The sequence below is a fragment of the Halovulum dunhuangense genome, from assembly GCF_013093415.1.
Lineage (GTDB): Bacteria > Pseudomonadota > Alphaproteobacteria > Rhodobacterales > Rhodobacteraceae > Halovulum > Halovulum dunhuangense.
In genome coordinates, this window is the sequence record NZ_JABFBC010000001.1 from 951057 (window position 1) to 969750 (window position 18694).

The 18694-nt window shown below is 68.0% G+C and carries 17 protein-coding genes; 11 read left to right on the forward strand and 6 right to left on the reverse strand.

Going from position 1 to position 18694, the window contains the following annotated elements:
- Positions 1–9: 9 nt before the first annotated feature.
- From ptsP to HMH01_RS04730, 3 genes are all read right to left on the reverse strand, one after another.
- Positions 10–2271 (reverse strand): phosphoenolpyruvate--protein phosphotransferase, encoded by a 2262-nt coding sequence (gene ptsP / locus HMH01_RS04720; protein ID WP_171322961.1) that lies wholly within the window; start codon positions 2269–2271, stop codon positions 10–12.
- Positions 2272–2282: 11 nt separating this feature from the next.
- Positions 2283–3512 (reverse strand): aspartate kinase, encoded by a 1230-nt coding sequence (locus HMH01_RS04725; protein WP_171322963.1) that lies wholly within the window; start codon positions 3510–3512, stop codon positions 2283–2285.
- A 94-nt stretch (positions 3513–3606) separates the two neighbouring features.
- Positions 3607–4026, reverse strand: a complete 420-nt coding sequence (locus HMH01_RS04730) for a DUF1178 family protein (protein ID WP_171322965.1) — start codon at positions 4024–4026, stop codon at positions 3607–3609.
- A gap of 124 nt (positions 4027–4150) precedes the next feature.
- Here HMH01_RS04730 and HMH01_RS17990 point away from each other — a divergent pair, with 124 nt between their 5' ends.
- The 7 genes from HMH01_RS17990 to phoB all read left to right on the forward strand — a co-directional run bounded on the left by HMH01_RS17990 (position 4151) and on the right by phoB (position 11618).
- Positions 4151–5473: an ATP-binding protein gene (locus HMH01_RS17990; RefSeq protein WP_171322967.1), complete on the forward strand. Its 1323-nt coding sequence runs from the start codon at positions 4151–4153 to the stop codon at positions 5471–5473.
- Between the two features lie 107 nt (positions 5474–5580).
- Positions 5581–6618 (forward strand): substrate-binding domain-containing protein, encoded by a 1038-nt coding sequence (locus tag HMH01_RS04740; protein ID WP_171322969.1) that lies wholly within the window; start codon positions 5581–5583, stop codon positions 6616–6618.
- Between the two features lie 69 nt (positions 6619–6687).
- Positions 6688–8064 (forward strand): phosphate ABC transporter permease subunit PstC, encoded by a 1377-nt coding sequence (gene pstC / locus HMH01_RS04745; RefSeq protein ID WP_171322971.1) that lies wholly within the window; start codon positions 6688–6690, stop codon positions 8062–8064.
- Between the two features lie 10 nt (positions 8065–8074).
- Positions 8075–9358: a phosphate ABC transporter permease PstA gene (pstA, locus tag HMH01_RS04750; RefSeq protein ID WP_171322973.1), complete on the forward strand. Its 1284-nt coding sequence runs from the start codon at positions 8075–8077 to the stop codon at positions 9356–9358.
- Between the two features lie 36 nt (positions 9359–9394).
- Entirely contained in the window at positions 9395–10177 is a 783-nt protein-coding gene (gene pstB / locus HMH01_RS04755; protein WP_425483598.1) for a phosphate ABC transporter ATP-binding protein PstB, read from the forward strand.
- A gap of 11 nt (positions 10178–10188) precedes the next feature.
- Positions 10189–10905 (forward strand): phosphate signaling complex protein PhoU, encoded by a 717-nt coding sequence (gene phoU, locus HMH01_RS04760; RefSeq protein ID WP_171322977.1) that lies wholly within the window; start codon positions 10189–10191, stop codon positions 10903–10905.
- A 14-nt stretch (positions 10906–10919) separates the two neighbouring features.
- Entirely contained in the window at positions 10920–11618 is a 699-nt protein-coding gene (gene phoB, locus HMH01_RS04765) for a phosphate regulon transcriptional regulator PhoB (RefSeq protein WP_171322979.1), read from the forward strand.
- Between the two features lie 5 nt (positions 11619–11623).
- On the opposite strand, the gene HMH01_RS04770 is transcribed toward phoB, so the two are convergent.
- Both HMH01_RS04770 and HMH01_RS04775 read right to left on the reverse strand, forming a co-directional pair.
- A complete protein-coding gene (locus HMH01_RS04770) occupies positions 11624–13054 on the reverse strand; it encodes a protein adenylyltransferase SelO (RefSeq protein ID WP_171322981.1) in 1431 nt (476 codons plus the stop codon).
- A gap of 39 nt (positions 13055–13093) precedes the next feature.
- Entirely contained in the window at positions 13094–13705 is a 612-nt protein-coding gene (locus HMH01_RS04775) for a GcrA family cell cycle regulator (protein ID WP_171322983.1), read from the reverse strand.
- A 155-nt stretch (positions 13706–13860) separates the two neighbouring features.
- On the opposite strand from HMH01_RS04775, the gene HMH01_RS04780 reads away from it, so the two are divergent.
- Positions 13861–14673 (forward strand): ABC transporter permease, encoded by an 813-nt coding sequence (locus tag HMH01_RS04780; RefSeq protein WP_246237275.1) that lies wholly within the window; start codon positions 13861–13863, stop codon positions 14671–14673.
- Positions 14674–14677: 4 nt separating this feature from the next.
- Here HMH01_RS04780 and HMH01_RS04785 read toward each other — a convergent pair whose 3' ends face one another.
- Positions 14678–15157 carry a hypothetical protein gene (locus HMH01_RS04785; RefSeq protein ID WP_171322985.1) on the reverse strand — a complete coding sequence of 160 codons (480 nt, stop codon included), beginning with the start codon at positions 15155–15157 and terminating at the stop codon, positions 14678–14680.
- A 231-nt stretch (positions 15158–15388) separates the two neighbouring features.
- Here HMH01_RS04785 and HMH01_RS04790 point away from each other — a divergent pair, with 231 nt between their 5' ends.
- From HMH01_RS04790 to HMH01_RS04800, 3 genes are all read left to right on the forward strand, one after another.
- Complete coding sequence (locus HMH01_RS04790; protein ID WP_171322987.1) at positions 15389–16567, forward strand: acetylornithine transaminase; 1179 nt, start codon at positions 15389–15391, stop codon at positions 16565–16567.
- Positions 16564–17490, forward strand: a complete 927-nt coding sequence (gene argF / locus HMH01_RS04795; protein WP_171322989.1) for an ornithine carbamoyltransferase — start codon at positions 16564–16566, stop codon at positions 17488–17490. The genes HMH01_RS04790 and argF overlap by 4 nt, the downstream gene beginning before the upstream one ends.
- A 117-nt stretch (positions 17491–17607) precedes the next feature.
- Complete coding sequence (locus HMH01_RS04800; RefSeq protein ID WP_171322991.1) at positions 17608–18660, forward strand: GGDEF domain-containing protein; 1053 nt, start codon at positions 17608–17610, stop codon at positions 18658–18660.
- Positions 18661–18694: the final 34 nt, after the last annotated feature.

Sequence of the window (18694 nt, forward strand, 5' to 3'; positions counted from 1 at the left end):
CGGGCAGGCTCAGAAGCCGGGGGCGCCGGTGTCCTTGAGCCAGCCTGACAGCGCCTCGCGCACCGACATGACGCCCGAGCCGCGCGCCTCGTCGATGACGGCGCGGGCCTGGCCCAGGTCCACGGCGCGGATCAGGCGCTTCACCGGGCCGATGGAGGAGGGGCGCATCGAGAGGTTGCGCAGCCCCATCGCGGCGAAGGCCAGCGCCTCGACCGGGCGGCCGGCATCCTCGCCGCAGAAGCTGACGGGGGTGCCGTTCGCCTCGCAGCGGCGGACGATCTGTTCGAGGAAGCTGAGGAAGCTGACGTTGAGCGTGTCGTAGCGGCGGCGGACCATCTCGTTCTCGCGGTCGGCGGCGAAGAAGAACATCTTGAGGTCGTTGCCGCCGATCGAGATGAAGTCGGTCAGCTTGAAGAAGTGATCGGGCGCGAAGGCGAGGCTGGGGGTTTCCAGCATGGCGCCGATCTTCACCTCCGACGGGGTGCGGCGGCCGAGGCGCTTTTCGCGCTCCACCTCGGCCAGCACGATCTCGCGCGCGGCGCGGAATTCGTCGAACTGGGCGACGAAGGGGAACATGATCCTGAGCGGGCGGCTTTCGGTCGCGCGCAGGATCGCCTGCACCTGCATCCGCATGACGCCGGGCCGGTCGAGGCCGACGCGGATCGCGCGCCAGCCAAGCGCGGGGTTCGGTTCCTCCGGGCGCTTCATGTAGGGCAGCACCTTGTCCGAGCCGATGTCGAGGGTGCGGAAGGTCACGGGCAGGTCGCCGGCCGCGTCGATGATCCGGCGGTAGAGCGCCACAAGCTCGCCCCGGCGCGGGACGGTGCGGCGCACGAGAAAGGCGAGTTCCGTGCGGTAGAGGCCCACGCCCTCGGCGCCGGAGGGCTTGAGGCTGGGCAGGTCGGCCATGAGGCCGGCGTTCATGCACAGGCTGATGCGGGTGCCGTCGCGGGTTTCCGCGGGCATGTCGCGCAGGCCGGCATAGGCTTCCTGGGCGGCGGCCAGCATCTCGACCTTGGCGCGGAAGGCTTCGGCCACGTTTTCCTCGGGGCGGAGATGGACCACGCCCTGGTCGCCATCGACGAGGATGCGGTCGCCGTTCATCGCCTCGCGGGTGATGCGCTCTGCCTGGATCACCAGCGGGATGGCCAGCGCGCGGGCGACGATGGCGGCATGGGAGCCGACGGAGCCTTCTTCCAGCACCACGCCCTTCAGGCGGCGGCCATAGTCGAGCAATTCGCCCGGGCCGATGTTGCGCGCGACAAGGATCGCGTCGGGCGGCATGTCGTCCTGCGAGATGCCGTCGCGCCCGGCCAGAAGCCGCAGCAGGCGGTTCGACAGGTCGTCCAGATCGTGCAGCCGTTCGCGCAGGTAGGGGTCGGCCACGCGGGCCATGCGGGTGCGGGTCTCTGACTGTTCGCGCTCGACCGCGACCTCGGCGGCGAGGCCGGCGTCGATGCTGGCCTCCATCCGGCGGACCCAGCCCTTGTCATGGGCGAACATGCGCCAGGCGTTCAGCACCTCGCGGTGTTCGCCGTCGGACATGAGGTTGTCGGCGGCCAGCATCTCGTCCACCTCGGAGCGGAGGCGTTCGAGGGCGTCGGACAGGCGGGCGTGTTCGGCGGTGGGGTCGTCGGCGACCGGGTTCGCGATGACCACCTGCGGATCGTGCAGCAGCACGGTCCCCTCGGCCACGCCTTCCTGGCCGATCAGGCCGCGGGTGTGGAAGGGGCCGCGATGGGGCGCGGGCGGGTCGGTGGGCGAGGTGCCGGTAAAGGCGCCAAGCTCGGCCATCTCGGCGATGACCATGGCCACCACCTCGAGGCCGTGGACCTCGTCCTCGGTGTAGACGCGGGGGTTCTGGTTCTGGATGACAAGCACGCCCAGCACCTCGCCCAGGCGCTGGATCGGCACGCCGAGGAAGGAGGCGAAGATCTCTTCGCCGGTCTCGGGGAAATACTGGAAGCCGCGGGTCTGGGGGGCGTTGTCGGTGTTGACCGGTTCCGCGGTGTCGGCGATGCGGCCGACAAGGCCCTCGCGCACGCGCATCCGGGTCTGGTGCACGGCGACGGGGTTCAGGCCGGTGGTGGCGCAAAGCTCCAGCGTGTCGTCGGGCAGGCGCAGGTAGATCGAGCACACCTCGGCCGCGAGGGAGGAGGAGACGAGCTGCGTGATGCGGTCGAGCCGTTCCTGCCCCGCGCCCGCCTCGGCCAGGGTGTCGCGCAGGCGCTTGAGCAGGACGCGGCTTTCGACCGCCTGGGAATAGGGCATCAACTCTCCCGTCAGGTCGCTTTTTCCAGTTCGAACGCATCATGCAGCGCCTGGACGGCAAGCTCCAGATATTTGCGGTCGATCAGGACGGAGACCTTGATCTCGGACGTGGTGATGACCTTGATGTTCACGCCCTCGTCGGCCAGCGCGCGGAACATCTTCTGCGCGACGCCGGCATGGCTGCGCATGCCGATGCCGACGATGGAGACCTTGGCCACGCCGGTATCGACCACCAGTTCCTGGTATTCGAAGGCGCCGCTGTCGCGGGCCGCCTCCAGCGCGGTCTGGGCGCGCAGCACGTCGTCCACCGGGCAGGAGAAGGTCATGTCGGTGCGACCCTCTTCGGAGATGTTCTGCACGATCATGTCGACGTTCACGCCGGCCTCGGCCAGCGGGCCGAAGATGGCGGCGGCGATGCCCGGACGGTCGGCGACCGAGACCAGGGTGAGCTTTGCCTCGTCGCGCTGGAAGGCGACACCGGACACCACTTTGCTTTCCATGATTTCCTCCTCATCGCAGACCAGCGTGCCGGGCTTGTCCTCGAAGCTCGACAGGACCTGCAGCCTGACCTTGTAGCGCATCGCAAGCTCGACCGAGCGGGTCTGGAGCACCTTGGCGCCCAGCGAGGCCAGTTCGAGCATTTCCTCGTAGGCGATCTTGTCGAGCTTGCGCGCCTTCGACTCGATCCGCGGGTCGGTGGTGTAGACCCCGTCCACGTCGGTGTAGATGTCGCAGCGTTCCGCGTTCAGCGCGGCGGCGAAGGCGACGGCGGTCGTGTCCGACCCGCCGCGGCCCAGCGTGGTGATTCGGTTCTCGGGGCTGAGGCCCTGGAAGCCGGCGATCACGGCGACCTTGACACCGTCGGCGAACCTGGCGTCGAGGGCCGCGGTCTCGATCGCCTCGATCCGGGCGGCGCCGTGGGCGGAGGTGGTGCGCACCGGCACCTGCCAGCCCTGCCAGGAGCGCGCGTCGATGCCCATGGCCTGAAGCCTGAGCGCCATCAGGCCCGCGGTCACGTTCTCGCCCGAGGACACGACGGCGTCGTATTCGCGCGCATCGTAGAGCGCGGAGGTCTGGCGGACCCAGCCGACCAGTTCGTTGGTCTTGCCGGACATGGCCGAGACCACGACGGCCACGTCATAGCCGCGTTCGACCTCGCGCTTGACGCGCTCTGCGGCGGCTTCGATCCGCGCAAGATCGGCGACGGAGGTGCCGCCGAATTTCATTACCAGCCGGGGCATGTCGCGCTCCGCAATGCAAAAACAGCGCCCGCTTCATACGCGGCGCGCAGGGGCGCTGCAAGCGGCGGCGATGTTCAAGCGGTCGGGGGGCGGATCAGTCCGAGCGGCGGCTGCGCCAGGGCAGTGGGGCCACGGGGATGCCGTCCTCGAGAAGGGCGCGGGCCTCCTCGGCGCGGGCCTCGCCGTAGATGGGGCGTTCGGGGGCGTCGCCGGCATGGATGGCGCGGGCCTCGCGGGCGAAGTCGCGGCCGACATCCTCGGCCTCGCGCTCGAGCTTTTCGCGCAGGGCGCGCAGGGCCTGTTCGGCGGGGCTGGCGGGGGCGCTGAGGGGGCGGGCGGCCGCATCCTCCGAGGTGGTGACGCGGGGGGCCATCAGCGCCTTGGTCACGCGCGGGCTGCCGCAGACGGCGCAGGCCAGCACGCCGGACTTTTCCAGCCGGTCGTAATCGCCGCTGGAGGAGAACCAGCTTTCGAACTCATGCCCCTCGGCGCAGGTGAGGTTGTAGCGTATCATGAGGTGCCGCTTCGGTTTGGGCTGCGTCACACATATATATCGGGCGGACAAAGGCAATCCTTCGTCAAACGGTCACATTCGAATGATAGCCGGATGTTTTGAAGCGGGCGCAAGGGAGGATCTGGTGTCGCGCGTGCAGATGCAGCTTGGCGGGTTCTTCCTGGCGGCCGTCGTGGTGGTGCTGGCGGCGCCCGCAATGGGGCTGAGCGCCTGGGGCCAGGTCTTCGTGCTGGCGGGTGCGGGGATGCTGGCGTTGCTGGCGGGCGGGCGGCGGCCCGCGGCCACGCCCGAGCCGCAGCCGGCGCTGCCGCCCGGCCTGAGCCCGGCGCTGCCGGTGGGCTTCGGGCGCACGCTGCTGAACCGGATGCCGGCGCCGCTTATAGTGATTTCCGCCGACCGGGTGCTGAGCTATGCCAACCCGGCGGCGCAGAGCCTGCTGCCCAAGGCGCGGCCGGGGGCGCATTTCTCGGCGATGATCCGCACCCCCGCCTTCGTCGATGCGGTGGAAAGCGCGCTGGGCGAGCGGCGCGACCAGGAATTCACCTTTTCCATGATGGGCAAGCCCGAGCGCCTGTTCGAGGCCAAGGCGCGGTTCCTGCCGGCGGGCGCGGTGGACGAGTTCGGCGATCTGGACCAGGTGATCGTGCAGATAGAGGACCGCACCCGCGACAAGGCGATGCTGGAGATGCGGTCCGACTTCGTCGCCAATGCAAGCCACGAGCTGCGCACGCCGCTGGCCTCGATCCTGGGCTACATCGAGACGTTGCAGGGCCATGCCAGGGACGACCCGGAGGCGCGGGAGATGTTCCTGGGCATCATGCGGGCGCAGGCGACGCGGATGCAGCGGCTGGTCGACGACCTGATGTCGCTGAGCCGGATCGAGATGGACGCGCATGTCCGTCCCGAGGAGCGGGTGGACCTGTTCGGGATCGCGGCGGACGCGGCGGCGGCGCTGTTCCCGCAGGCCAGCCAGAACGACGTGATCCTCCAGATCGAGCTGCCGCGCGGTCCGGGCAACCCGCAGGTGCTGGGCGACCGGGACCAGATCGCGCAGGTCATGGTCAACCTGGTGGACAACGCGATCAAGTATTCCGGCAGCGGGCAGAAGGTGCGGGTGTCAGAGGCCGAGCCCGACGCCCGCTATCCGGGCTGCCTGGGGATTTCGGTGATCGACGACGGCCCGGGGATCGCGCGCGAGCACATCCCGCGCCTGACCGAGCGATTCTACCGGGTGAACCCCGGAAAGAGCAAGAAACTGGGCGGCACCGGGCTGGGGCTGGCGATCACCAAGCATATCCTGCAACGACACGGCGGCGCGCTGGACGTGAAGTCGCGCCTGGGCGAGGGGAGTCGCTTCACAATCTGGATCCCGCGCGTGGCGGAAGACGTCACAAACCCGGAGATTCCCGTGGGGGTCGTTTCAGATCAAAGGGTTAGGGCGTCATAATACTGTCGTGAAACTGCAATAAAAGCCTCACGGGCAGAGCCTAGGTTGCGCCGCGACGGGGGATCACCCCCGTACAGTCGAAACCCCAGGTATTCCGGGAGACTACAGTGAAGCACACCAACACCCTGATCCTTGCCGCCTGCGGCGCCATCATCGCCGCCTCTGCCAACGCGCAGTCCCGCGAGCAGGTTCGCGTCGTCGGTTCCTCGACGGTGTTCCCCTACTCCCAGGCCGTTGCCGAAGAGTTCGCCAACCAGTCCGGCGCGCCCGCGCCGATCGTCGAGTCGACCGGCACCGGTGGCGGCATGCAGATCTTCTGCGGTGGCATCGGCGAGAGCCATGCGGACATCACCGGTGCGTCGCGCGCGATGACCTCCAGCGAATATGCCCTGTGTGTCGAGAACGGCGTGACCGACATCACCGAGGCGCTGATCGGCTATGACGGCCTGTCGATGGCCGTGTCGCGTTCCAGCGAGAACGACTGGAACCTGACCCTTTCGGAAGTGTACCTGGCCCTGGCGGCGCAGGTTCCCGTGAACGGCGAGTGGGCCGACAACCCCTACACCCGCTGGTCGGAAATCAACCCCGACCTGCCCGACGTGGAAATCCTGGCCTACGGCCCGCCGCCGACCTCGGGCACCCGCGACGCGTTCGTCGAACTGGCGATGCATGCCGGTTGTGAAGAGCTGGAGTTCGTGCAGAACGGCGGCTTCGATGGCGACTGGGTCGAGGAAAACTGCTCGCGCATGCGCACCGACGGCCCGTTCGTCGAGGCCGGCGAGAACGACAACCTGATCGTTCAGCGCCTGAACGCGGACGCGAACGCCGTCGGCATCTTCGGCTACTCGTTCCTCTACGAGAACCTCGACACGCTGAAGGCGGTCAACATCAACGGGGTCGAGCCGTCGGTCGATACGATCGGCGACTTCTCGTACCCGATCTCGCGCCCGCTGTACTTCTACATCAAGAACGCGCACCGCGGCGTGATCCCGAACATGCAGGAGTTCGTCGAGGAGTACATGTCGGAAGCGGCGCTTTCCCCGACCGGCTACCTGGCCGAGCGCGGTCTGGTGTCGCTGCCCGACGATCAGCGGACCGCCCTGCGCGAGGCCGTGCTGGCCGGTGCGACCATGGAAGCCAAGTAATACCGCCAAAGGCGTAACGATGGCGCCGCCCGTACCCGCGGGCGGCGCCTTTTGCGAACGGGAAACCACATGACGCTGATAGCCTTCGTTCTTCTTCTTGCCGCAGCGATCCTGGGCTATGTGCTGAACCTGCGCGCCGCCCAGTCGTTGCGCAGCGGCGGGGCGCGACTGCATTCGCTGAGCGGGTTTCACGGCATGTATTCGGGGCTGCTGGTTGCGGTCCCGTCCTTCGTTTTCCTGGTCGTCTTCCTGCTGTTCCAGGGGCCCGTGGTCGATCGGCTGGTGATGGCGGGCCTGCCGTCGGGCACGCTTGACGGCCTGGGCATCGGCGAGACGCAGCTGATCCTGTCGGAGATCAAGTCGATCGCCGGTGGCCGCATCTTCGGCGAGCCCGAGCCGTGGAAGCTGGACGCCGCCGAGCGGCTGGTCGCGATGAACCAGACGGCCCGCTACCTGATGGTGGCGATGGTCGCCGTGATCGCCATCGGCGCGATGCTGTTTGCGCGTCGCCGGGTGGACGCGGATTTCCGCGCCCGCCAGAGCGTCGAATCCATCGTCTACAAGATGATGATGGCCTGTGCCGTCGTGGCGATCTTCGTCACCGTCGGCATCGTCGTGTCGCTGGTGTTCGAGACCTACCGCTTCTTCCAGATGGTCCCGGTCGTGGATTTCCTGTTCGGCGTCAACTGGGAGCCGCAGATCCCGATCCGCGAGGATCAGATCGCGGCGGAGGGCGCTTTCGGCTGGTTGCCGGTGTTCCTGGGCACGCTGGTGATCACGGCGGTCGCGCTGATCGTGGCCGTGCCCATCGGCCTGATGTCGGCGATCTACCTGAACGAATTCGCCTCGCGCCGGGTGCGCGCGGTCGTGAAGCCGGTGCTGGAGATCCTGGCCGGCGTGCCGACCGTGGTCTACGGCTTCTTCGCGATCCTGGTCGTAGCGCCCGCGATCCGGTCCTTCGGGCAGTCGCTGGGACTGGACGTGTCGCCCAACACCGCGCTGGCGGCGGGCGGGGTCATGGGGATCATGCTGATCCCGTTCATCTCGTCCTTTGCCGATGACGCGCTGAGCGCGGTGCCGCGCAGCCTGCGCGACGGGGCGCTGGCGCTGGGGGCGACCCCGGCCGAGACGGTCCTGAACGTCATGTTCCCGGCGGCGATCCCCGGGATCGTGGGCGGCGTCCTGCTGGCCGTGAGCCGCGCCATCGGCGAGACGATGATCGTGGTGATGGCGGCGGGGCTGATCGCCAAGATGACCGTGAACCCGCTGGACAGCGTGACCACGGTGACCGTGCAGATCGTGACCCTGCTGATCGGCGACACCGCTTTCGACAACCCCAAGACACTGGCTGCATTCGCACTCGGAATGATGCTGTTCCTGGTGACACTGGGCATCAACATCCTGGCGCTGCGCATCGTGCGCAAGTACCGCGAAATCTACGACTGAGGGGCGCGGCATGACCGATATCTCCGCCGACCGGTTCGACTGGTCCAACGCCGCATCTGATGCGCGGCTGAAGAAACGGAAGAAGAAGCAGCTCTGGTTGCAGGTCATGGGGATCGGGTCGATCACCGTGGCGTTCCTGATGCTGTTCATCCTGGTCGCATCGCTGCTGAGCACCGGGGCCTCGGCCTTTCGGCAGACGCATGTGACGCTGGACGTGTACCTGGATCCGGAGCTGATCAGCCCGGAGAATGCCGCGCGCGGCAACTATCGCACCATCATCCAGAACACGCTGACCGCCCGGTTCCCCGACGTGACCGAGCCGCGGGACATCCGCGCGCTGGGGGACATCCTGAGCAACGGGGCCCAGTTCACCATCCGCGATACGGTCGAGGACAGCCCCGAGCTGATCGGGCAGACCATCAGCCTGAAGGTTCCGGTGTCGGATCCCTACGACCTGCTGGAGAAGGGGCTTATCGACCGGGACACGCCAGAGGCGAACCGCCGTCTGAATGACGCGCAGATCGCGTGGTTCGACCAGCTCAAGGCGGATGGCGCGGTGAGCCGGCCGTTCAACACGGCCCTGTTCGTGAACGCCGACTCGCGCTTTCCCGAGCTTGCGGGCCTGAAGGGCGCGCTGATCGGCTCGTTCTACGCGCTGATGGTCTGTTTTCTGCTGTCGTTCCCGGTGGGGATCGGGGCTGCGATCTATCTGGAGGAGTTCGCACCGAAGAACAGGTTCAGCGACCTGGTCGAGATCAACATCAACAACCTTGCGGCGGTTCCGTCGGTGGTGTTCGGCCTGCTGGCGCTGGCCGTGTTCCTCAACTGGTTCGGCCTGCCGCGATCCGCGCCTTTCGTGGGCGGCCTGACGCTGGCGCTGATGACGCTGCCCACGATCATCATCGCGACCCGCGCGGCGCTGAAGGCGGTGCCGCCGTCGATCCGCGAGGCGGCGCTGGGCGTCGGTGCCTCGAAGCAGCAGGTGGTCTTCGGGCATGTGCTGCCGCTGGCGATGCCCGGCATCCTGACCGGCACGATCATCGGGCTGGCGCAGGCGCTGGGCGAAACCGCACCGCTGCTGCTGATCGGGATGAATTCCTTCATCACCTCCGCCCCCGCCACACCCTTCGATTCCGCGACCGCGCTTCCGACCCAGATCTTCATCTGGGCCGACAGCCCGGAGCGGGGCTTTGTCAGCCGCACATCCGCAGCCATTCTCGTTCTGCTGGGCTTCCTGGTCGTCATGAACGCGTTGGCTATCTTCCTGCGAAATCGTTTTGAACGGCGTTGGTGAGTTGAGATAATGGAGAAACAAATGACGAGCATGCGCATGAGCGAGCACGGCCTCAACCACCGCGACGTGAAGATGAAGGCCGAGGACATCCATGTCTTCTATGGCGACAACGAGGCCATCAAGGGCGTCGATGTCGATATACTGGACAACACGGTGACCGCGTTCATCGGGCCGTCGGGCTGTGGCAAGTCCACCTTCCTGCGCTGCCTGAACCGGATGAACGACACCATCGACATCTGCCGGGTGACCGGGCGCATCACGCTCGATGGGCAGGACATCTATGACCGGCGGGTGGACCCGGTGCAGCTGCGCGCCAAGGTGGGGATGGTGTTCCAGAAGCCCAACCCGTTCCCGAAGTCGATCTATGACAACGTGGCTTATGGGCCGAAGATCCACGGGCTGGTGAGCAACAAGGCCGAGATGGACGAGCTGGTGGAGAAGTCGCTGCGCCGCGCGGCGCTGTGGAACGAGGTCAAGGACCGGCTGGACGCGCCCGGCACGGGGCTGTCGGGCGGCCAGCAGCAGCGGTTGTGCATCGCGCGGGCGGTGGCGACCGGGCCCGAGGTGCTGTTGATGGACGAGCCCTGCTCGGCGCTCGATCCGATCGCGACGGCGCAGGTCGAGGAGCTGATCGACGAGTTGCGGGAAAGCTTTTCGGTGGTGATCGTGACCCACTCGATGCAGCAGGCCGCGCGCGTCAGCCAGAAGACCGCCTTTTTCCACCTGGGCCATATCGTGGAATACGGCGACACGCCCAAGATCTTCACCAATCCCGAGGATCAGCGGACGCAGGACTACATCACCGGCCGGTTCGGCTGAGGGAGGCAGAGATGGCAAGCGAATATTCTTCCGGCAAGCACATCGTATCGGCCTTTGACCATGACCTGATGCTGATCCAGGCCCGCATCGCCGAGATGGGCGGGCTGGCCGAGGAACTTCTGGCCAATGCGCTGGACGCGGTCGAGAAGCGCGACGACGCGCTGGCGGAAAAGGTCATCCTTCGCGACAAGAAGCTGGACCAGCTGGAGATGGAGGTCGAGGAGGCCGCCACCCAGTTGATCGCGTTGCGCCAGCCGATGGCGCAGGACCTGCGGGTGCTGATCTCGGCCCTGAAGATCGCCACCACGCTGGAGCGGATCGGCGACCTGGCGAAGAACATCGCCAAGCGGACGCGCAGCTTCAAGAAGAACGGATCGGTCAAGGTGACCAGCTCGATCCTGCGGATGGGCCGGGCGACCCAGGCGCAGCTGTCGGAGGTGCTGAACGCCTACAGCGCGCGCGACACCCAGGCGGCGGTTGCGGTCTGGCAGAAGGACGTGGACATCGACGAGATGTACAACGCCCTGTTCCGCGAGGTCGTCACCTACATGATGGAAGACAGCCGGACGATCACCGCCGGCTCGCAGATGCTGTTCATCGCCAAGAACCTGGAACGGATCGGCGACCATACCACCCATATTTCCGAGATGATCCATTACATCGTCGAGGGTGAGCCCCTGGGCGACGAGCGTCCCAAGGGCGAGCCGCTCGGCCTTGATGACGATTGAGGAGTGACCGCGTCATGTGCGCAAAGGTGCTTGTTGTCGAGGATGAGGACGCGATCAGCCACCTGCTCAGCTACAACCTGGGCAAGGAGGGCTTCGACGTGGCCCTGGCGGCGGATGGCGACGACGCGCTGATCGCGGTGGACGAGGAAAAGCCGGACCTGATCCTGCTGGACTGGATGCTGCCCAACGTCTCGGGGGTGGAAATCTGCCGCCAGCTGCGGGCGCAGGTCTCGACCCGGGACATTCCGGTGATCATGCTGACCGCCCGCGGCGAGGAGGAGGACCGCATCCGCGGGCTGGAGCTGGGGGCGGACGACTATGTGACCAAGCCCTTCTCGATGTCGGAACTGGTGGCGCGGATGCGCGCGGTGCTGCGGCGGACGCGGCCCACCATCGCGGGCGACGTGGCGGTATTCGCCGACATCACGCTGGACCGGGAAACGCGGCGGGTGCGGCGGGCCGGGCGCGACGTGCATCTGGGGCCGACGGAGTTCCGCCTGCTGGACGTGCTGATGAGCCGTCCGGGGCGCGTGTTCAGCCGCGAGCAGCTGCTGGACCGGGTCTGGGGCACGGATGTCTATGTCGAGATCCGCACCGTGGACGTGCATGTGGGCCGGCTGCGCAAGGCGCTGAACCGCGGCAAGGAGCGGGATCCGATCCGTACCGTGCGCGCGAGCGGCTACGCGCTGGACGAGACCTACAGCGCGGGCTGAGCCCCTCAGGTCCCGCAGAAGGTGCGGGCGACTTCCTGCGCGGGAAGGGGTGCTGTGCGGTAGGCGCTGTCGGGGGCCGCGTCGAAGGGGCGTTCCAGCGCCACGGTCATGGCGTGGAAGGGGGCGAAATCGCCTTCGACGGCGGATGCGATGACCTGCTCCACCAGATGGTTGCGCGGGATGATCGCGGGGTTCACGCGGTTCATGGCGGCGGCGCGGCTTTCCGGCGTCGCGCCCTCGCGGGAAAGGCGGGCGGTCCAGTCGGCGTGCCAGCCGGCAAGGGCCGCGGGCAGGGGCGTCCCCTCGCCCAGCGCGCGGAAGGTGGCGGTGAAGTCTGCGCCTGCCTCGGCCATCGCGGTCAGGAGCCGGGCGATCAGCGCCTCGTCCTCGGGTTCCACGCGATCGCCCAGCCCGATCTTGGCGCGGAAGACGGCCAGCCATTCGGCGCGGAAGCGGTCGGTGAAGCCGTCCACAAGCGCCTGCGCGGCGGGGACGGCGGCTTCGCGGTCGTCGGGGTTCATCAGCGGCAGCAGGGCCGAGGCGAGTTGCGCCAGGTTCCATTGCGCGAGGTGCGGCTGGTTGGAATAGGCATAGCGCCCGCCGCGGTCGATCGAGCTGAACACCTTGTCGGGGTCGAACCCGTCCATGAAGGCGCAGGGGCCGTAGTCGATCGTCTCGCCCGAGACGGCCATGTTGTCGGTGTTCATCACCCCGTGGATGAAGCCCGTCCCCATCCACTGGGCGACCAGCCGCGCCTGACGGCCGATGATCGCGTCGAGCAGCGCGGCGTAGGGCCCGGGCGTCGCGGTCAGGTCGGGATAGTGGCGGGCGATGACCATGTCGGCCAGCAGCCGCAGGCCGTCGATGTCGTTGCGGGCGGCGAAATACTGAAAGGTGCCGACGCGGATATGGCTGGCGGCCACCCGGGTCAGCACCGCACCGGGGAGCGGCGTCTCGCGCAGGACCGTCTCGCCGGTGGTGACGGCGGCAAGCGCGCGGGTGGTGGGCACGCCCAGGGCCGCCATCGCCTCGGAGACGAGGTATTCGCGCAGCACCGGCCCAAGCCAGGCGCGCCCGTCGCCCATGCGCGAAAAGGGCGTGCGGCCCGCGCCCTTGAGCTGGATGTCGCGGCGCTGGCCGTCCGTAGCGGTCACCTCGCCCAGCAGGATCGCGCGGCCGTCGCCCAGCTGCGGCACCCAGCCGCCGAACTGGTGCCCGGCATAGGCCATGGCCAGCGGTTCGGCGCCGTCCGGCACGCGGTTGCCGGCAAGGACCGCCACGCCCTCGGGGCTTTCCAGCGCGGCAGGGTCGATGCCGAGATCGCGGGCGAGCGCCTGGTTCACGCGGATCAGGCCGGGCCGTGCCACGGGCGTCGGATCCAGCCGCGCGTGGAAGCGGTCGGGAAGGCGGGCGTAGCTGTTGTCGAAGGCGATCATCGGCTGGCGGGCTTTCGCTGGCGGCGGTCGCCGGGCCCCTTACCGGCTGGCGCGGCGGTCGCGGCGGCTGGACATCGGCTGAAGCGCGACCGAGACATGGGTCTCGCAATAGGGCTTGCCGGGCTGGGTCGGGTGGCCGCAGAACCAGAAATCCTCGGTCGCGGGGTCGCCGATCGGCCATTTGCAGGTACGCTCGGTCAGCTGCATCAGCGTCAGCTTGCGCGCGCGCTTTTCGAGCGCGGCGAGATTGGCGCGGGTTTCCTCGGAAATCTCGGACTGGCTGGGCTGCGGCGGCAGCGGCTGGCCGGCGACGGCGACGGGCTTCGCCGCGCGCGGGGCGGGATCCTTGGCGGCCACCGGCGCGGGCTTCGGCGCGGGATGGGGGGTGGCCTGTTCTTTCGCGGCGGCGGGTTCGCGCGCGGGTCCGGGATTGGCGGTGCGCGGCTTCGCGGCCTCGGCCGGGCGGGCCACGGGTTCCTCGGCGGGCTTCGGCGCCGGGGCGGGGGTGCGGTTCGACAGGCCGAGGCGGTGGACCTTGCCGATGACGGCGTTGCGGGTCACGCCGCCCAGTTCCTTGGCGATCTGGGAGGCGGACTTGCCTTCGGTCCACATCGCCTTGAGGATTTCCACGCGCTCATCGGTCCAGGACATCGCAAACTCCGCCATCATTCAGGGGCAAACACGCACGGCCCCGCCGAACGGCAGGGAGCGTGATGACCGGCCCTATTGTAAGCGCTGCTCAGGCCGTTACAAGCGGGCCCGGTAAAGTTTCGCAGATCCCGCCAGAAAGTCAGAGGAGGCCCCGCATGACGCATCCGACCGACGCCCGCCCGATGGGAGAACGCCGCTTCGGCCGGTTCAACCTGCTGGGGCTGTGGACGCTGATCCTGCGCGAGGTGCTGCGTTTCAGCAATGTCTGGCTGCAGACGCTGCTGGCCCCCGTGGCCACCGCTGCTCTGTTCATGGTCGTCTTCTCGCTGGCGCTGGCGGCGCGTTCGGGCGGGCAGGCGGATACCGAGTTCATCCATTTCCTGGCCCCCGGCATCCTGATGATGACGGTGATCCAGAACGCCTTTGCCAACACCTCGTCGTCGCTGCTGGTGAGCAAGATCCAGGGCAACATCGTGGACACGCTGATGCCGCCGCTGAGCCCGGTGGAACTGACCGTCGGCTACGCGGTGGGCGGCATCGCGCGGGGGCTGTTCGTGGCCCTTGGCGTGGCGGTGGCGATCTTCCCGGTGATCGGGCTCGGCATCGCGCATCCGCTCTGGGCGCTGGGTTTCGTGCTGGGTGGCAGCGCCTTCATGGCGCTGGTGGGGATCCTTGCCGCGATCGTGGCCGACAAGTTCGACCACATGTCGGCGATCACCAATTTCGTGGTGACGCCGCTCAGTTTCCTGTCGGGCACCTTCTATTCGATCAGCGTGCTGCCGGGCTGGATGCAGGCGATCAGCCACGCCAACCCGTTCTTCTACATGATCGACGGGATCCGCTACGGGGTGATCGGCGTCTCGGATACGGCGCCGGCCTTCGGCCTTGGGGTGCTGGTCGTGGTGGACCTGGCCCTCGGGTTCTGGGCCTGGTCCTGGTTCCGTTCGGGCTACCGGTTGAAGCCCTGAGGGCTCAGTTGCAGGTGACGGTGAGGTCGACCCGTTCCTCGTCGCCGCCCACGAAGGTCATGGTCATGCCATAGGCAAGGCCCGCGCCGGTGACGGTGGCGCCGCTGTCGGACAGGCTGATCTTGTTGCTGCCCGCAAGCAGGGTGAACGAGATGCTGCCCGAGGGATCGGCCTGCACGTCCACTATGGTGCCGTCGCCATTGCCGTCCTCGCCCGACGGGGCGCCGGGGTCGCTTTTGACGGTGACGGGGCCGCCGCTACCGAAGCCCTCGCAGACCACCTGGGTGCTGAAGGCGGCGCCCGAAAGCGCGCCGCTGGCGCTGCCGTTGTAGTCGGGGGGCGGCGGGGCGGCTTCGACCGGCGCCTCGGCCTGGCCCTCGGCCGGGGGTTCGGCCGTGGGGTCGGCGGCGGTCGGCTCCTGGGCTGCGAGTGGGGCGGCGATCAGCGCCGCAAGGGCGAGGGCACGGGGCAAGGGGCTGCGCATGGGTCCATCCTGCATCTTTGATCCGGCACAGACGCTAGCGGATTCGCGCGCGGCTGCCTATGCCGGGGCGAATTGACACATCTGGGGCTTTGCGCCATCAAGGATGCGCGCCCCGGCTCCGCGGAAGCGGCTCCGGGGCGCATTGCATTGACCTGTCCGGGGGGATTTCCCCGGATATTTTCCAGACCGTCCGGGATCGCCCCGGACCCCTCAGACAAAGGAGCAGTCGTCGTGATTTCGCCCGTCCTGCCGACCTATGCACGGGCACCGCTTTCCTTCGTGGAAGGCGAGGGCCCCTGGCTGATTTCCGAGACCGGTGAGCGCTATCTGGACATGGGGGCCGGCATCGCCGTCGTCGCCCTCGGCCATGCGAACCCCCGGCTCGTGGCCGCGCTGGAGGCCCAGGCACGACGACTGTGGCACACCTCGAACCTGTACCGCGTGCCCAACCAGGAGGCGCTGGCGGAGCTATTGGTCGAGAACACCTTTGCCGACACCGTCTTCTTCACCAACTCGGGCACCGAGTCGATGGAATGCGCCGTGAAGATGGCGCGCAAGTACTGGCACGCGAAGGGCGAGCCGCAGCGGCATCGGATGATCGCCTTCGAGGGCTCGTTCCACGGGCGGACCATCGCGATGATCTCGGCCGCGGGGTCGGAAAAGCTGACCAAGGGCTTCGGGCCGCTGCTGCCCGGCTTCGACCATGTGCCCTTTGGCGATCACGACGCGCTGCATGCCGCCATCACCGAGGAGACGGCCGCCATCATCGTCGAGCCGGTGCAGGGCGAGGGCGGCATCCGCCCGGTGCCGCGGCACTGCCTGCAAGGGCTGCGCAAGCTGTGCGACGAGAAGGGCATCCTGCTGATCATGGACGAGATCCAGTGCGGCATGGGCCGCACCGGCAAGCTGTTCGCGCATGAATGGGCGGGCGTCGCCCCCGACATCATGGCGGTGGCCAAGGGCATCGGCGGGGGCTTTCCGCTGGGCGCCTGCCTTGCCACCGAAAAGGCTGCGCTGGGCATGACCGCCGGCACCCACGGGACCACCTATGGCGGCAACCCGCTGGCCTGCGCCGTCGGCATCGAGGTGATGAACGTGATGCTGGAGGACGGCTTTCTCGACAATGTCAGCCGTACCGCGGGGCGCCTGCGGCAGGGGCTGGAGGGGCTGGTCGCGTCTCATCCCACCGTGTTCGAGAGCGTGCGCGGCGAGGGGCTGATGCTGGGGCTGAAATGCGTCCGCACCAACACCGACGTGGTGAACGCGGGCTATGGCCAGCATGTGCTGACCGTGCCCGGCGGCGACAACGTGGTGCGGATCCTGCCGCCGCTGAACCTGACCGAGGCAGAGGTGGACGAGGCGCTGCACCGGCTGGATGCCGCCGCGACCGCGCTGGAGGGGGCTGCATGAGACATTTCCTCGACATCCACACCACCGACCCGGCCGAGTTGCGCGCCATCATCGACGATGCGCGCGCGATGAAGACCGCGCGCACCGGGCGGCCCAAGGGCGCGCCGGACGACGCGCAGCCGCTGGCGGGGCGCATGGTCGCGCTGATCTTCGAGAAGCCCTCGACCCGGACGCGCGTGTCCTTCGACGTGGGCGTGCGCCAGATGGGCGGCGCCACGCTGGTGCTGACCGGCTCGGAGATGCAGCTGGGTCATGGCGAGACCATCGCCGACACGGCGCGGGTGCTGTCGCGCTATGTCGACATGATCATGATCCGCACCTTCGAGGAGGCGACGTTGCAGGAACTGGCCGAGCACGCGACGGTGCCGGTCATCAACGGGCTGACCAACGCAAGCCATCCCTGCCAGATCATGGCCGACATCCTGACCTTCGAGGAGCATCGCGGGCCGATCTCGGGGAAAAAGGTGGTGTGGTGCGGCGACGGCAACAATGTCTGCGCCAGCTTCCTGCATGCGGCCGGGCAGTTCGGCTTCGACATGACCTTTTCCGGGCCGCAGGTGCTGGATCCCGGCGCCGAGGCGGTGGCCTTCGCGCGGGAAAAGGGCGCGACCGTGCGGATCGAGCGGGACCCGGCCAGGGCGGTGGATGGCGCGGACCTGATCGTGACCGACACATGGATCTCGATGCACGACGCCCAGAGCGCGCGCGAGCGGCGGCACAACCTGCTGCGCCCCTACCAGGTGAACCGCGAGCTGATGGAGGCCAATGGCAACCGGGCGCTGTTCATGCATTGCCTGCCGGCGCATCGCGGCGAGGAGGCCACATCGGAGGTGATGGACGGGCCGAATTCGGTCATCTTCGACGAGGCCGAGAACCGCCTTCATGCCCAGAAGGCGATCATGCGCTGGTGCCTGGGCGGCTGAGGCCTTCGCGATTTCCGTCGACAGGGCCGCCGGTTTCAGCCGGCGGCTTTACCGCGTCTTAAACACCCCGCCGCTATGTCCGGAGGCAGGCGCAGGTCAACCAGGGGCGGGGAACGGATGCACTCGGAAACAAGGCCGCAGCTTATCGGCGATTCGCTTTATCCGCAGGTCGGGGGCGACCAGATCGCGGCGCGGGCCATCGGCTTTGCACAGACCCATGACACGGCGCTGACGCCCGCGGTCTATGAGGTGTGGTATGTCTACGCCGCGCGGTCCTGCGCCGCGGTGAACCAGGCGCTGGACCGGGCGATGAACACCGGGCAGGCGATCCGGACGGACTGGCTGACGACGCTTTACCATGACCATCTCTGCCCGACCGCCGCCGACGAATCGCTGAGCGCGATCGGTGCCGATCTTCAGCGCACGATCGGGCGGATGACCGATGCCATGGACGAGAACATCCGCGAGCATGGCGCCTTTTCCGGAACGCTCAGGACCGCGCGCAACAGCCTGATGCAGGGCACCTCGAAGCGCGAGGTGACGGACGTGATCCGCGAACTGCACCGGGCGAACCAGAGCCAGTTGCTGGCGACCCAGCGCTTGCAGCTTCAGCTGGAGAAAAGCCGCGCGCAGGTGGCCAAGCTGAGAAGCGAACTGATCGAGACGCGGCGGCTGTCGAACACCGACTACCTGACGGGGCTGCCGAACCGGCGGATGCTGGACGAGCATCTGGACGACGCGATCTTTCGTGCGCGCCAGCGGGGGCTTAGCCTGACGGTGTTGATGGCGGGCATCGACGGGCTGGACCAGGTGTCGCGGGATTGCGGATTGACCACGTCGGACCGGGTGATCCGCCTGTTCGCCGAGCAGCTTTCGCGCGAGATTCGGGGCACGCAGGTGGGCGCGCGCTTCGGCGGCGCGAAGTTCGGGATCGTACTGCCGGAAGCGGATCCGGCGGCGGGGCTGCTGCTGGCCGAACAGGTGCGAAGACGGTTCCGCTGCGCGGACTGGTCGGGAATGGACCACGGGCGGCCCCTGGCGCCGCTGTCGGTGGGCTTCGGCGGTGCCGCGCTGCGCGAGGGGGATACGCGGGCGACGCTGCTGGACCGGGCCGACCAGGCGCTGATCTCGGCGCAGGCGGCGGGCGCGGACCGCAGCCTTATCGCGTGAGTGCTGGCCGCGCCGCCTGCCCGTGCTAGCTGGT

Coding starts and splice junctions, on each gene's coding strand:
- HMH01_RS04770 (WP_171322981.1), bottom strand. CDS start 13,054: ATGATCGCCTTCGACAACAGCTACGCCCGCCTTCCCGACCGCTTCCAC.
- HMH01_RS04725 (WP_171322963.1), bottom strand. CDS start 3,512: ATGCCCCGGCTGGTAATGAAATTCGGCGGCACCTCCGTCGCCGATCTT.
- HMH01_RS04785 (WP_171322985.1), bottom strand. CDS start 15,157: ATGCGCAGCCCCTTGCCCCGTGCCCTCGCCCTTGCGGCGCTGATCGCC.
- argF (WP_171322989.1), top strand. CDS start 16,564: ATGAGACATTTCCTCGACATCCACACCACCGACCCGGCCGAGTTGCGC.
- phoB (WP_171322979.1), top strand. CDS start 10,920: ATGTGCGCAAAGGTGCTTGTTGTCGAGGATGAGGACGCGATCAGCCAC.
- pstB (WP_425483598.1), top strand. CDS start 9,395: ATGAGCGAGCACGGCCTCAACCACCGCGACGTGAAGATGAAGGCCGAG.
- pstC (WP_171322971.1), top strand. CDS start 6,688: ATGACGCTGATAGCCTTCGTTCTTCTTCTTGCCGCAGCGATCCTGGGC.
- HMH01_RS04775 (WP_171322983.1), bottom strand. CDS start 13,705: ATGTCCTGGACCGATGAGCGCGTGGAAATCCTCAAGGCGATGTGGACC.
- HMH01_RS04800 (WP_171322991.1), top strand. CDS start 17,608: ATGCACTCGGAAACAAGGCCGCAGCTTATCGGCGATTCGCTTTATCCG.
- phoU (WP_171322977.1), top strand. CDS start 10,189: ATGGCAAGCGAATATTCTTCCGGCAAGCACATCGTATCGGCCTTTGAC.
- pstA (WP_171322973.1), top strand. CDS start 8,075: ATGACCGATATCTCCGCCGACCGGTTCGACTGGTCCAACGCCGCATCT.
- HMH01_RS04780 (WP_246237275.1), top strand. CDS start 13,861: ATGACGCATCCGACCGACGCCCGCCCGATGGGAGAACGCCGCTTCGGC.
- HMH01_RS04730 (WP_171322965.1), bottom strand. CDS start 4,026: ATGATACGCTACAACCTCACCTGCGCCGAGGGGCATGAGTTCGAAAGC.
- ptsP (WP_171322961.1), bottom strand. CDS start 2,271: ATGCCCTATTCCCAGGCGGTCGAAAGCCGCGTCCTGCTCAAGCGCCTG.